Origin of the sequence: Phaeodactylibacter xiamenensis (assembly GCF_000759025.1) — a bacterium.
In the GTDB taxonomy this organism is placed as follows: Bacteria; Bacteroidota; Bacteroidia; order Chitinophagales; family Saprospiraceae; genus Phaeodactylibacter; species Phaeodactylibacter xiamenensis.
The window spans coordinates 55,668-69,854 of the sequence record NZ_JPOS01000081.1 but is presented as its reverse complement, the minus strand read 5'-3'; the positions used below and the strand labels follow the sequence as shown (position 1 = coordinate 69,854).

Sequence of the window (14,187 nt, the reverse complement as noted above, 5' to 3'; positions counted from 1 at the left end):
TTATTGGTATACCCGCACCCAGTCGATTTCCATGGTGGATTCCATGAAAGCCGGGTCGATTGTTCCGCCAAAATTGCCGCCCATGGCGACATTAAGGATCAGAAAGAAATCGCTATTGAAAGGCAAATCCGGATTATTGGCGAAGGTGTGGTACACCTCATCATCAATCAGGAAGCGGATGAAGTCTTCGGTCCAGGTCACGGAGTAAGTGTGGAAGTCTTCAGAGGCACCGGGCAGATCGGTAGCCTGTGTTACCGCATCACCGGCAAAGTTGCCGGGGAAGTGCAGGGAAGAGAAAATACGGTCCTGTTCGTTGCCCACGTGCTCCATGATATCAATTTCGCCACAGGCTGGCCAGGTATTGGTCTGATAGTCTTCGCCTAAAAGCCAGATCGCCGGCCAGGTACCGCCACCGGTTGGCAGCTTTGCCCGTACGTCCACCCTGCCATAGGTGAATTCGAATTTGTCTTCTGAAACAATACGGGCAGAAGTGAACTGCGATCCGCCAAATTCTTCGCGGCGGGCGGTTATCTTCAGCAAGCCGTCTTCTACGATCACGTTATCCGGGCTGTCGGTGTAAAACTGTGCCTCGCCGTTGCCCCAGCCATTACTGCCAGTACCGGTATTGTAGCTCCAGTTGGCATCGTCCGGTGCACCATTGGTATCAAACTCATCTGACCAGACCAGGTTGTCGAACGCAGGCTCGTCAGCTCCTGGCTTGGTGGAGGTAAATATATGGTACCAGGCCAGGCCAGGATCGTTGCCCTGTACGACCCGGACTACCAGGCGGTTCTCAGTGACGGACAGGATCTCATAGGTGGAGGAACCCACGTAGTAGCTCATAAAACCACCATCGGTGAAGTTCATGACGGTTCCGCGGGTCAGCCCGGGGATACCATTCATAGCCACAACGGACTCCGAAGGGCTAAGGGACACCACCTGAGGCTCATCATTTACTTCAAAGTCGTAGCAGTAGTCAAAGCCATTCGAGCCACCCGCCACACCTTCGAAATTAAAATTGAAGTAGGTTTGCCCCTTGTTGTTTAGCTGGTACAGCATCTGATTGCCATCCATAGAGAAGGTCATTTCATCCTGATAGAGGCAGGTGCTTTCATCCGCACCGTCTTTCTCAAAGGGTGCAGCCTGATAGTAATTGGCAAAGTAGTTCAGTTCGGCGTTGTCATCATTCTGGCCTACGCCCAGGTGCCCCGGCTCATCTGCGGCCCAGTACCAGGTTTTGGAGCTTCCACCGGTGAGGAGCTCCATGGCTTCATTATCGTTGAAATTGCTGAGCACTGTTACCTCCTGTGTAAAGGAAGTGGACACGCCGGCTTTACCGGATGCAATGGTCGTGACGGTATAGGTATTCACACCAACCTGAGTAAAACGCTTGGCAAATTTACCGGTTGGCGATACCTGCTCGGTACCATCGCTGAATACGTATTTGTAGGTGATGGCATCACTCGCTGTAGCCGTAAAGGTCACCAGCCCGCTGCCGTCACCATAGGGGTTGGCATCATCTGCTCCGGCAATGTTCACCGCTACTTCCAGCCCGGAAGGAGCCGTGATCTCACCAAACTCGTAGTCCTCTTTTTCACACCCAAAGAAGACCAGCGCACTGAGCAATATTATTGATATGGGAAAAAATTTCATCGTCTGATTTTTTTACTCAACAAGTTGAATGTCATCAAAATAGTAGGCTTCACCGGTACCGGCATTACCAAAGTCAAAGAAGAGCACCACGCGCTGATATTCATTGGAGAAATCAGCATCGGTGAAGTCAAATTCCAGCTCTTCCCATTGGTTCGCGACTGTATTTTGTACCGGACGCTCAATGAAAATATCGCCGTTGCCCAGGTTCTCAAACTTGAGTAGGACCTGTACATCAGCAGCGGGTGCCCAAACCTTCATACGGACTTTCTTTTGGGTAGAAAAGTCGATCGGGTTGCTCATGTCGAAGAATACACCGCCCCAGGTCTGTGAACCTTCGGCTTTGATGAATTCCACCACATTGGCACTCTCATTTGGGGCAGTCATGTCGGGGTTAGCCACCACCGAAGCGCCAGCACTGCCAAACCCTTCGAAGCTGTAGTTGATATTTGGATTTTCAAAGTCTACCGGAAAAGTCAGCTCGGCGCTGCCGTCGGTCACTTCAATATCGTCGAAGTAGTAATTTTCGCCCGCGCCGGGGGTACCAAACTTGAAGAAAACCACTACGCGGTTGTAGTCATTGGCGAAGTCAGCCTCGCTGAAATCAAAGACCAGTTCTTCCCACTCATTGGCAACGGTGTTTTGCATGGTCACCTCATGGAATAAGTCGGGGTTAGCGGCATTCTCCACCTTGAGCAGAATATCTATACCGGCCTCAGGTGCCCAGGTCTTGATCGCAATTTTTTGTGCGGAAGCAAAATCAATAGGCTCGCCCAGCTCCAGGAAGGAACCCGCCCAGACTTCTGAGCCATCCATTTTATTCAACTGCCCCACCCGGCTGCTTGGGTTCGCAGCCGACATATCCGGATTATCTATTACGGTGGAGGTTGCGCCGCCAAAATTGGAGAAAACATACTCCTGAGTCGGGTCCTCAAAGTCAATCGGCAACAGTAGTGGATTGGCAATGGTCACCGTATCTGTAGCTTCTGCACTGCCTGTTCCGCCACTGCGGGCCACAACCCTGACCACATACTCGCCAGTGGCGCTGTAGGTATGCCGTATCGTTTCTCCTTCCATAAAGGCAACTGGTTCTTCCTCAGGGGTTTCTCCGAAGAAAACTTCAAAAAAGGTCTCTAGCTCAGCGGTAGCCGCTACATCTATGGAAAATGGATCCCCAGGCACAGGCACGATGGTCACCTCCAGGTTCTGAGGCGCCTCAAAGGCTACGGTCAGGTCCTGGGTGTAGCTGGTTACTTTGCCATTTATGCCCATGGCGTCAATGGCTACGGTGTAGGTGCCTTCGGTGTAGGTGTGCTCAGCGCTTTCGCCGGGCTGCAGCTCGGCACTTTCGTCACTGCCGTCTCCAAAGAAAACAGTGTATTGGGTAACGCCCTGCCCATCCGGCAAGATCGTCACATCGCCGGAATTGTCAGAAGCGATGGTGAATAGGGCGGAAATATTTGATGGTGCCGGTATGCCCTCCAGCTCAGGCACCGTATCTTCCTCCGTGCAGCTGAACAAGCCGATGAGGAGGAACAGAAATAGCTGATATTTTAAAATACGCATGGTTGTCAATTTTAGTAGCCTGGGTTTTGCTCCCAGTTTCCATTCGAAAATTGGATTTCCTCAAAGGGGACAGGGAACAGCTCGTGCTTGCCCTCCTGGAAACCATCGATCGCTTCAGCAGCCCGGCCCGTACGGACCAGGTCAAAGAAGCGGTGCCCCTCTCCTACCAGTTCCAGCCGGCGCTCTGCCAGGATGAAATCGGTAAGCGCACCACCACTGGCACTGATCTCGTGGTCCATATCACCAAATGCGCGGCGGCGCACCCGGTTCAGGTATTCGCGTGCCAGCTCATCGTCGATATTGCCCCGGTTCAGGGCTTCAGCCGCCATCAGCAAAACATCTGCGTAGCGGATCGCCCGGTAGTTGTTGGGGTTGGTCAGGTTCTGATCACCGATATTGGAATCGCCCTTGCGCGGCAGGTATTTGCGGTTGAAAAAGCCCGTGTGCTCATACCCTGTTCCGAAAGTCGCTCCGGTCTCTTCCGCCCAGGCATTAATATTTAGAATGGCGTTGTCGCGGCGGCTGTCGCCCGGCTCGTAAGCATCATAGGCTTCCTGTACCGGCACGTTGAAACTAAAGCCGCTGTCAAACTCAGGACCCACATAGTTACGAATGCCATTGAAGCCTACAGCTACGTTGCCTTCACTGCACTGCAGGCAGCCAAAACCGGCACCTTCAGCATCAGAGTACTGCACTTCAAAAACAGAGCCTACGCCATTCTCGCCCTGCGGCTCGAAAATGACGCTGTAGTCCGGTTCCAGCTCGTACAAGCCAGAGTTGATCACCTCCTGAAGTACGGTTGCGGCTTCAGCAAACTTGTCCTGATAGAGGTAGGCCTTACCCAGCAGCGCCTGAGCAGCGCTTTTGGTTACCCGCCCGGTCTGAGGAGCTGCCTCTGCCAGGTTTTCTACTGCAAACTGCAGGTCTTCCTCAATGGCAGCATAGACTTCTGATACTGGAGCGCGTGGGATTCGGGTCTCATCCCCGATCGCAAAGCGCTCATTCCCTTTCAGCGGAATCGGACCAAACCATTTGACCAATTCAAAATGGTAGTAGGCACGCAGGAAGCGGGCTTCCGCCAAAATCTGCGCTTTGCCGGGAAAATCTGTCTTATCCTGGAATTCCAGAATATAGCTGGCGCGGCTAACCCCGGCAAACATCCAGTTCCATACATCCCGGAGGTTGCTATTGACTGGAGTATGGATCATATCGTCGATCTGCTGAAAGCCCACCACGTCGGTAGCACTTTCGCCACCACAAAGGGTGTTATCGGAAGCGATCTCGCCCAGCAATACATTCACATAAGTGGACTGCAGGATATCGTAGGCCGCAATCAATGCATTATTATAGTCGTCCCCGGAGTTGAAATAGTTTTCCGAGTCGATAGAGTAAACGGGTGCCCGGTCTATGAATTCCTTTTCACAGGCTGTACTGAGTGTCAGTACCAGCAGGACAATCCCTATTTTTTGAAGGAAAGATTTCATGTTGGTCGATTTTACAGGTTAAGGTTTGCCCCGAACATGAAGATGCGGGGAATGGGGTAAAATCCGTAGTCGATACCGCCGCCAATCGGTGCACCGGATGAGGCTGCGGGGTCAAAGCCGCGGTACTGCGTGAGCGTCAGCAGGTTGTTCGCACTGACGTAAAGGCGCAGCGTAGACAAGTCATTGCGCAGGAAGGAAAGCGGCAGGGTGTAGCCCAACTGTACATTCTGCAAGCGCACAAATGAAGCGTCTTCCACATAAAAATCAGAGAAGACCAGATTGGAGGTCGCAGCAGTTGTTACCCGCGGCACCTCTGTGCTCGTGCCCTCCCCTGTCCAGCGGTCCAGATAGTAGTCCAGGCGGTTCACATCAGACAGCGCCCGCTCGTAATTGCGGACCATATCGTTGCCAATGGAAGAGAAAATATATGCCCGGAAGTCCAGCCGCTTGTATTCAAAGCCCAAGTTGAGGCCCATGGTAAAATCCGGGATCGGGTCACCGAGATTAGTGCGGTCATCGGCATCGATCACGCCGTCTCCGTTGATATCCACAAAGCGAAGGTCACCCGGCTGCGCCTCTGCGCCCAACGCAATTTGGGAAGGATGGGCTTCCACTTCTGCTGCGTTTTGAAAAATCCCGTCCGTCTGATAGCCAAAGAAGTAGCCAATCGGCTGCCCTACTTCCATACGGGATGGGGCCAACTGCCCAACGCCGAAGGCGCCACCTTCGATAAAGCCGGTCCCGTTGTTAACTTCCAGCACTTCGTTGCGGAGGGTGGTAAAATTGTAGTTAAAGTTCACCTTCAGCTCATTGTCGTACCGCTGCTGGTAACCAATGGAAAATTCCAGCCCCTGGTTGCGCACCGAACCGGCATTAACCGTTGGAGAGGCCGCTCCGGGAGCGGAGGTGCCAGTAATACCGGAAACAGGAATATTGGAAATCAGCAGATTATCCCGGGTATTGATGAAGTAATCAGCCGTGATATTAATTTTATAATCGAAAAGAGCCAGATCGATGCCGGCGTTGAATTTCTCAGCTTCCTCCCACTGTAGTTCCGGGTTGGGCAAAGCACCAATCGCGGTGCCGTTAACCAGCGCGCCGTCGAAAACGTAAGTTGCCTCGCCACTCAGGGTGCCGATGTAGCCATTATTGACGATCTGATCATTACCCAGAATACCGTAGCTTACGCGAAGTTTAGCCAGGTCGACTTTGCCAACCGGATTGAAAAAGTCTTCATCAGACAACACCCAGCCTGCGGTAAAGGATGGGAAAATCCCCACCCGGTTCTCCGGGCCAAATTTGGTGGATGCATCCCGGCGGAGCATCGCACTCAGCAGGTATTTCCCATCAAAATCGTACTGTGCACGGCCGAAGTAGGATAAGCGGCGCTCATCGTAGGCGTAAGAGCCCACGTCACGTCCACCATCCGGGCTTGTGCCCAGGGCCAATGCGATATCGGCAAAATTCCAGGCGTTATTCGGCACATCGAATCCCGTGGCAAACAGCCCGTTGCCTATTTCCCTGAAGATGGTGGAACCACCGGTCAGGGTCAGGTTGTGGGCACTACCGAAAGACCGCTCGTAAGTAGCGTAAAGATCAATCGAGTAGTTGTTATCATTGATGGCGTTTTGATTCACACTGCTCCGTGTAACATCAAACACTTTACCGCCATAACTGATGAGCTTATTGAAAGTCCGCCCCTCACTGTTACTCGTATTGAAACCTACCCGGCCGGTAAGCGTCAGGCCTTCCAGCACCGTCCAGTCCAGAGTCGTCTGTCCATTCAGCTTGTTCAGATCGTAATCATTAAAAGTATTGGCGATTTGCGCCAGCGGGTTGATGACCTCAATACCCAGGCCAGGGGTGTTGGGCACGAGGGTGAAATCGCCCGCATCATCAAACACAGCCTGTGTGGGCGGTGTATTCAGGGCATTAAATAAGACAGCGCCAAGGCCATTCTCGTTGAGGGCATCGCGGTCTACGTAAGAGTAGATGGCGTTGGTGGTCAGCTTGATGTTATCAGCCAGATCAATACCGAGAGACAGGCGTGCCGTACTCCGCCGGAAGCTGGATTTATTCCCACCAACAATACCCTGCTGTTCCAGGTGAGAACCGCTAAGGGAGTAGGTCACGCGGTCTGAGCCACCGGAAACGGTAACGTCGTGGCTCATCATAGGTGCCTGATCGAAAACTTCGTCCTGCCAGTTGGTGCCGGCATTCAGCCCGCTTGCATTGGGATAAGGCAAAGCCTGCCCGCCAGCCGCATAGGATTCGTTGAGCAGCAGAGCGTACTCAGTAGCGTTGAGCAGCGGCAGTGTACGGGATGTTTCCTGCAGACCGTAATAGGTATTGTAGCTCAGCTGAGGGGGCTTGTTTTTACGGCCGGTCTTGGTAGTCACCAAAATAACGCCATTCGCACCAATTGTACCGTATACCGCCGCCTGCGCATCTTTGAGTACTGTAATGGACTCAATATCACTTGGGTTCAGGGTATTCAAATCACCCTGATATCCGTCAATAATGACCAGTGGCGCGTTCTGCCCGTTGGTGGATACCCCCCGGATACGGATATCGAGGCCTGCACCGGGCGAACCGGACTGCTGAGTTACATTCACACCAGGGGTGGTACCTTGCAGGGCTTGCTCAATTTTAATAGGCTTCAGCTCGTCAATGGTTTTGGAATCGACAATAGCAACCGCCCCGGTTACATCTCTTTTCTTTTGGGTACCGTAGCCAATGACTACGACTTCTTCCAGCACCTCGGCATTGGTGCCCATCTCTATGATCATCGGCGTGTCCCCCTCTACTGTTTTGGTGAGCGACTCAAAGCCCGTGTAAGAGAACTGCAAGACCGTACCGACCGGTACATTTTGCAGTTCAAAATCCCCATTGAAATCGGTGATAGTGCCTTTAGCACCACCAGAGTCACCACCACCAAGCATTAAAACGTTCACGCCGATCAAAGGCTCTCCTGATTCGGCATCCTGTACTGTGCCCTTAACGGTGACTTCCTGAGCGTACAGGAATCCACCAAGCAACAGCAGAAAAATGGTTAGGCAATTTTGTTTCATAACACTAGTTTTTTCCTCCCTGAATTAAAGTCAGGACAGGACTTATTGATTCTCATCAAAACTAGGTCATGTATAGGTGGTTGAAAAAAAAGAGACCACAACAAAAAGCATACAACACCAAATTATTTTTCCCCTAAATGCAATAAAGGCTCTATAAAGTTGGAATCCTACTGTATCCCCTACATTTGAAGGCGGTTTGACAAAACGAAACCACTCCTGCCAAACTGCCCGGATGCGGCCTATGTATAGGTGGTGTTGTGGTAAATTAAGGCTTTTCCGGGAGCGGTTTCAAATACTAAGAATGTATTCCACCAAGCCTTCATCGTGCTCCAGCGCCATCTTCTTACGCAACCTGTACCGCTTTACTTCCACACTGCGCACGGAGATATTGAGTAGAGGGGCAATCTCCTTGGAAGATAAATTAAGCCGGAGGTAAGCGCATAATTTAAGGTCATTGTGGGTGAGCTTAGGGTGTTTGTCCTGTACTTTCTTAAAGAAATCCTGGTCCGCGTTTTCGAAAGCTTCTTTGAAAAAATTCCAGGTTTCAGCCTCATCGGTGTTTTTATCAATGGTGCGGACTACCCGCCGGATGTTTTCATCCGGGGAGCCTTCCTGTTTCAGAGCGCTCTTGATTTGGTGCAGCAGCTCATTCTTTTTGACCAGGCTCATGGTCGAAATAGCCAATTCCCTGTTTTTGCTGTCAATATCTTTTTGCAGTTGTTCATTGCGCACCTGAAACAGCTCCAGTTCCGCTTGTTTTTGCTGAGCCTCCAAACGTAGTTGGCTTTCGGCTTGTAATTCCTCTTTCTGCCTCTGATAGTACCTCGTGTAGGCCCTGTGGGTAAAGTAAATCAGTAGCAGTCCGAGCACCGTGTAAATGATCATCGCCCCTACCGACCAATACCAGGGACGGCTGATCACGAAGTCATAGGTTAGAACATTGCTGCTATGCTGCTGCCCTATACGCGACTGAATTTCGAGTGTATAGTGGCCAAAAGGCAAGTTGCGGAACGATAAGGTGGCGTCATGCGACCATTCACTCCAGGAATCATACAGCCCCAGCAATCGATACTGGAATTCTGGTATAAAGTAACGGCTGTAGGTTGGCACCGCAAACTCAAAAGAGAGGTTATTGTAGGAAAAAGGCACTGTGGGGCTGCCACTTACCGGCAATGCCTGTTCCATGCGGTCGACCTTATGGCTAAGCACATGGGTAATATACACCTGATGATCCAACACTGGCAAATCTTCAAAATTGAAGACCAGATAGCCATCTGCAGTACCGATAAGGTAATGGTCGGGTTTGAGCCAGGTGATATTTTCATAGCCGGACATGGCATTGATCAGGTCGGCCTGTACCGGCACAGAATGCAATTCCCAATCTTCAGACAAGGTCCCTTTGGTGTAGTAGATGAGCGCATTGTCTGTGAAGAGCCACAGGCGCCCTTCCGGATCAACCGACATCTTCCCGGATTCAAAAGCCTCGCCGGCGAGTTCCTCACTAAGAGCTTCGTAGCGTTCGAACCCCGCTTCAAACCCCTTCAGCGCAAAGAGCCCTTCCCGGGAATAGTAAAATACTTTTTCGTCAAAAGTCGCCAGGCCCGCATTCTTGCCTTTTACAGGCTCCGGGTAATCCATTCGGGCAACCACCTGACGGTAGTCTTTATCCAGCATAAGGCCAAAGACCCCTTTGTACTCGTGGCTGATGTAAGCCTCCTGTTCTTTGGGTAGCGCGATAAACCGGCTGGACAGATTAAACCCTTCCACTTTATTTCGAAATGACCACTCTCCCCCTGATTGTTCAAGCAGAGACAGCCCGTAGTAATTGCCCTGCAAAATGAGGTCGGGCCTGCCTGGCACACGGACAAACTGCCAGGTGCCGCTTTGCCCAAACACCTGTTTCGATGTAAGCCCATTGATGATGAAAGTGCCCTGATCGTGCCCGCAAAACAAAGTACCTTCGTATTGGAACAATGACCATACCTGCCCGGTAGTACCCTCCACCAGCGCAAATTCGGTACGCCCTGGCACCTGGGTAAACAACCCCTGATTGGTACCAAAGTAAAGCCGGCCATTGTACTCCACCGCAGTATATACTGTACCTAACACCCCATTTTGGTCAGTGTATTTTCGGAAGGGAGAGCTCAGGTTCACGCAACTGATGCCATTATCGGTGCCGGCCCAAAGGTTGTTGGAGGCATCTTCGTAAAGCGAAAGCACCGTGTTATTGGTCAGGCCGTCAGTCTGAATAATTTGGTAAGCCACCTGTCCGGAGGCGTTCAGGATAAAAATGCCATTAGAAATAGTGCCTAGTGCAAGCTGCCCGTTTTCCAGACGAAGTGCGCTGTACACCCGGGTATTCTGCATACGGAGAGGGTCCTGTAGTTTTTCAGTAGTACCATCCGGACGGACCAGCCACCTGCCATGCCGGTCCGTGACCACACCGATGCCTTCCCGGGTATCCCAGGCATAGATAATCCTGGAAGGCAGGGCAGACTTCAGGAGCGGCAGAGCTTTTCCTCCTTCCAAACGATAAAGCATCGCCCGGGCATCGGAGAAAATCAGATCCTGCCGAACTTCAAAGAGCTTGTCCACGCCGTCAGCTGGCCGGAAGACCTCAATGGCTTCAGTTTCCAGATCATAGATAAAGAGCTGGTCAAGCGACTGAAAAATCAATTGCCCTTCATGGGACAGAATATTCCAGAAATGTTCATCCGCGACCATCTGACCGGCTACGGACTGAGAAAGAGACTGATACTCCATCCCTCCGTGTGCATTAGGTGCCCAAACACCAAACTCCTGATAACAGCCGGTATAAACTTTACCCTCTATCACCTTCACCGCCCGGATAATCGTTTCGTTGGGCGATGGGAAGAGGGTCCACTGCATGCCGTTGTACTCCAGCAGCCCTTCATTATTAGCGACATAGATGAACTGCCGTTCACTTTGGCTCAGCATCCAGTTTTGGTTGCCGGCATCGTATACATCCGGCTCAAATGCGTCGACAGGAGGCTGTTCCTGCCCCGGTAGCCAGGCATAGTACAATAGCAAAAGGAAGGGCAGCAGTCGTCGCACTTTGGAGAGTTTTAATCCATTTTGTCGCACAAGTTAAGAACTTCAGGCCATCTGCGATTCCGAAAATCGGGATGTTTTTTGTCAGCTAAGTTTTATTACCGGCTGAAATTACCCAAAACAGGCGCCGGGCAGCCGGCCACCACCCGGACAGTCTACCCGGCAAATCCTGATTTTGGGTATCCCGTACGCACCAAGCCAAGGCTATAGCTTATATTTGCGCATACCCCAACAGCCCAACTACCTCAACCGAAAAATTCAATCTGTGGAGCCATCGTCCAACCGGAATTATGCACTAGGTTTTGCCCTGCTTGGGGCCTTGTTTTTCCTGCCCTTTCTGGGCGGAGTACATCTTTTTGACTGGGACGAGGTGAACTTTGCAGAAATCAGCCGGGAGATGCTGATCACCCGTGAATACACGCGGGTTTACGTCAATTTTGAGCCGTTTTTTCAGAAGCCGCCGTTTTTCCTTTGGCTGCAGGCGGCAGCTATGGCTGTTTTCGGGGTTGGGGAATTTGCCGCACGGTTCCCAAATGCGGTTTGTGGGATGATCACGCTACCGCTGTTGTTCCGCATCGGCCAGAAGCTCAAGGGTACCCGCTTTGGCCTGATCTGGGCAGGCGCTTACTTCGGGTCCGTCCTGCCTTTTTTATATTTCAAATCCGGTATTATCGACCCCTGGTTCAATTTGTTCATTTTCCTCGGCGTTTACTACTTCATTCTGGCCTACTGGAAACGCAGCCGCTTTGAAGGGGTGCTCCTGAGCAAGAATGCATGGTGGTATCTTTTCCTTGCGGGGTTCTGGATCGGGATGGGCATGCTCACTAAGGGCCCGGTGGCCTACCTGATAGCAGTACTGACTATGGGGGTCTACTGGGTTTATCAGCGTTTCCGCTTTTATGTGAATGTGCCTCAATTTCTGTTCTTCACCCTTTCCGCTATGCTTGTCAGCCTGATTTGGTTCGGGCTGGAGACCCTGAAGAACGGCCCGGAATTCATGATCGAATTCAATGTGTACCAGTACCGTTTATTTAGTACGCCGGATGCCGGGCACCGTGGTTTCCCGGGTTATCATTTTATAGTTTTGCTGTTAGGCTGCTTTCCGGCGTCCATCTTTGCACTTCGGGCTTTTTTCAAACTCCCTGGTGAAGTGCACGTTTTTCAGGTTGACTTCCGCCGCTGGATGAAGTTTCTATTCTGGACCGTCCTGATACTCTTCACTATCGTGAAGTCCAAGATCGTGCACTATTCCTCTATGTGTTATTTCCCGCTCACCTACCTGGCAGCACTGACCATCGAAGGTATGATTAACGGAGAAATAACGTTTAAGCCATGGCTAAAGGGGTTCTTGTACAGTATCGGGGGGTTGTATATCCTTCTAACCCTAGCCCTTCCATTTGCAGGTATGCAGGCGGAAGTCCTGTCGCCCTTATTTAAGGATCCATTTGCACAGGGCAACTTACAGGCTGAGGTCAATTGGACCGGCTGGGAAGTCATCCCGGGGCTTTTCCTGCTCGGGCTGCTGCTGCTGTTTAGCCGCTTCATAAAAAAGAACCGTCAGCGCGCTTTTGCCCTGCTTTTTGGAGGCATGGGCATTTTTATCATGCTCACGCTAATTTTCTTCATCAAACGTATAGAAGGCTATTCTCAACGTGCTGCCGTGGAGTTTTTCAAGGAAAGGGCTGCCGAAGATGCCCACTACCTCGTCACAGGGTACAAATCATACGTACACTTATTCTACACCCGCCCTCAGCAAGGCGGAGAAGCCTGCTTTATGGATGAGGACTGCCGGGAAGAGCTCCTCAATGGCCCGGTAAGCAAGCCTGTATACATCGCAACTAAAGTACATAAAGCAGAAGCACACCGCAATAACCCTAATTTAGAATTACTGGAAGAAAAAAATGGTTTTGTCTTTTTCCGGCGGCTACCGGATTAACAGATCGCTCCGCTAAGTTTTGATTTTATTTCACTACTTTTGATAAGACAACTACTAAGGCAAACTATGAGTCGCTTCTTAAGACCCAAATACAATAAACTCGGGGATGAAAACCTGATCGAGCTCTTCAAGCAACGGAGAGACGAAGCTGCACTCAATTGCCTGATAAAGCGCTATATGTCAAAGGTCTACTATTTTTCGCTAAGTATTTTGAAAAATCAGATGGATGCCGAGGATGCAGCTATGGAGGTTTGGGCTAACCTGAAGAATCACCTTGTCAGGTATCAAATTGATAATTTCTCTGCCTGGCTCATGAAAGTCACCAAAACAGAAAGCTTGAAAGTACTGAAAAGCCGAATGAAAAACCGGTTTGAGGAACTTTCTGAAAAAAATGACCCCGCGCTTATGGAATTTCCACTTTTCGAAGCTCTTGATGATAGAAATCCGGAATTGGAAAAGCTTTCTAAAGCTGTGGATGAATTGAAAGAAGAACAAAACCGATGTATCGTCGCATTTTACTTCCAAGGCATGTCCTACGAAGAAATAGCCGAAGAAGAAGGCTTTGAACTCAGCAAAGTCAAAAGCCACCTCCAAAACGGGAAACGAAACCTCAGATTGCAGTTAACCAAGTGAACATGAAAAGGGAACAGCCAAAGAGCAAAAAAAACCTGACCAAAGAAGATTTTAAGCGCTTTCACCGTACCGGAAAAGTAGATGTTGACCCTTCCCGTTACGATGCGTTTTCTCAGGCTGCTTTAGGCGGCGTAAGGTACCAAAAAGAGGACCCTGAACTTGTTTTTTCAAGGATGGAGAAGCAGCTTGGGCTACAGGACTCAGGTGGTGCCCGTAGCGTCTCCCTGCGGCTAGTAATGACCGCTGCTGCCACCATTGCTATTCTCATAAGTGTAGGCTACCTTGCCTTCTTTCAGGGCGCTTCTGTTTCCGGAGCAGAAATGTACAACACCCACTTTATGCCGCTCAGCTATGTGGATGATGATATTAAACGCGGCACCCGAACACAAAGCAACGCCAGCACCGATATCAAAACCCAGGCAATTCAAGCTTATACGGAAGAAGATTATGCCAAAGCGGAAGGGCTGTTTCAGCTTCACCTCAGCCAAACGGACCCTCAGGACCGCACCGCCCGCTTTTTCTATGGGATTACCCTACTCGACCAGGGCAAATTGAAACCTGCCATTTCTATTTTCGAAGACACCCGGAACAACCCGCCAGTAGCTGCGTTCAAACGGCCGGCTACTTTTTACCTGGCATTAGCTCATATCCGGCAGGAACAGCATGAAAAGGCGCTGCCGCTTTTACAGTTTCTTGCCAGCCGGGAGGACCGCTACGGCAGGAAGGCTTCTGAAATATTATCCGACTATGGTCTTAAGCCAGGTTCGTGATCTGG

General features: G+C 50.9%; 8 protein-coding genes. 3 read left to right on the top strand and 5 right to left on the bottom strand.

Annotated elements, in window-relative coordinates; all coding sequences use genetic code 11:
* The 5 genes from IX84_RS21625 to IX84_RS21600 all read right to left on the bottom strand — a co-directional run bounded on the left by IX84_RS21625 (window position 1) and on the right by IX84_RS21600 (window position 10,846).
* The gene (locus IX84_RS21625; RefSeq protein ID WP_044225720.1) at window positions 1-1,653 is read right to left on the bottom strand and encodes a family 16 glycosylhydrolase; all 1,653 of its coding nucleotides are present in this window, start codon (window positions 1,651-1,653) and stop codon (window positions 1-3) included.
* 12 nt (window positions 1,654-1,665) lie between these two features.
* On the bottom strand, window positions 1,666-3,216 hold the full coding sequence (locus IX84_RS31345) for a hypothetical protein (RefSeq protein WP_052516282.1): 1,551 nt from the start codon (window positions 3,214-3,216) through the stop codon (window positions 1,666-1,668).
* Window positions 3,217-3,227: 11 nt separating this feature from the next.
* A complete protein-coding gene (locus IX84_RS21610) occupies window positions 3,228-4,700 on the bottom strand; it encodes a RagB/SusD family nutrient uptake outer membrane protein (protein ID WP_044225717.1) in 1,473 nt (490 codons plus the stop codon).
* An 11-nt stretch (window positions 4,701-4,711) separates the two neighbouring features.
* Window positions 4,712-7,771, bottom strand: a complete 3,060-nt coding sequence (locus IX84_RS21605) for a SusC/RagA family TonB-linked outer membrane protein (RefSeq protein WP_044225714.1) — start codon at window positions 7,769-7,771, stop codon at window positions 4,712-4,714.
* A gap of 288 nt (window positions 7,772-8,059) precedes the next feature.
* A complete protein-coding gene (locus IX84_RS21600) occupies window positions 8,060-10,846 on the bottom strand; it encodes a two-component regulator propeller domain-containing protein (protein WP_044225709.1) in 2,787 nt (928 codons plus the stop codon).
* 214 nt (window positions 10,847-11,060) lie between these two features.
* Here IX84_RS21600 and IX84_RS21595 point away from each other — a divergent pair, with 214 nt between their 5' ends.
* The 3 genes from IX84_RS21595 (at window position 11,061) to IX84_RS21585 (ending at window position 14,182) form a co-directional block, all read left to right on the top strand.
* Window positions 11,061-12,779, top strand: a complete 1,719-nt coding sequence (locus IX84_RS21595; RefSeq protein WP_238578316.1) for an ArnT family glycosyltransferase — start codon at window positions 11,061-11,063, stop codon at window positions 12,777-12,779.
* 66 nt (window positions 12,780-12,845) lie between these two features.
* On the top strand, window positions 12,846-13,412 hold the full coding sequence (locus IX84_RS31340) for an RNA polymerase sigma factor (protein ID WP_052516280.1): 567 nt from the start codon (window positions 12,846-12,848) through the stop codon (window positions 13,410-13,412).
* 2 nt (window positions 13,413-13,414) lie between these two features.
* Window positions 13,415-14,182, top strand: a complete 768-nt coding sequence (locus IX84_RS21585) for a tetratricopeptide repeat protein (protein ID WP_044225704.1) — start codon at window positions 13,415-13,417, stop codon at window positions 14,180-14,182.
* The last annotated feature ends 5 nt before the right edge of the window (window positions 14,183-14,187 follow it).

Coding starts and splice junctions, on each gene's coding strand:
- IX84_RS31345 (WP_052516282.1), bottom strand. CDS start 3,216: ATGCGTATTTTAAAATATCAGCTATTTCTGTTCCTCCTCATCGGCTTG.
- IX84_RS21625 (WP_044225720.1), bottom strand. CDS start 1,653: ATGAAATTTTTTCCCATATCAATAATATTGCTCAGTGCGCTGGTCTTC.
- IX84_RS21605 (WP_044225714.1), bottom strand. CDS start 7,771: ATGAAACAAAATTGCCTAACCATTTTTCTGCTGTTGCTTGGTGGATTC.
- IX84_RS31340 (WP_052516280.1), top strand. CDS start 12,846: ATGAGTCGCTTCTTAAGACCCAAATACAATAAACTCGGGGATGAAAAC.
- IX84_RS21585 (WP_044225704.1), top strand. CDS start 13,415: ATGAAAAGGGAACAGCCAAAGAGCAAAAAAAACCTGACCAAAGAAGAT.
- IX84_RS21610 (WP_044225717.1), bottom strand. CDS start 4,700: ATGAAATCTTTCCTTCAAAAAATAGGGATTGTCCTGCTGGTACTGACA.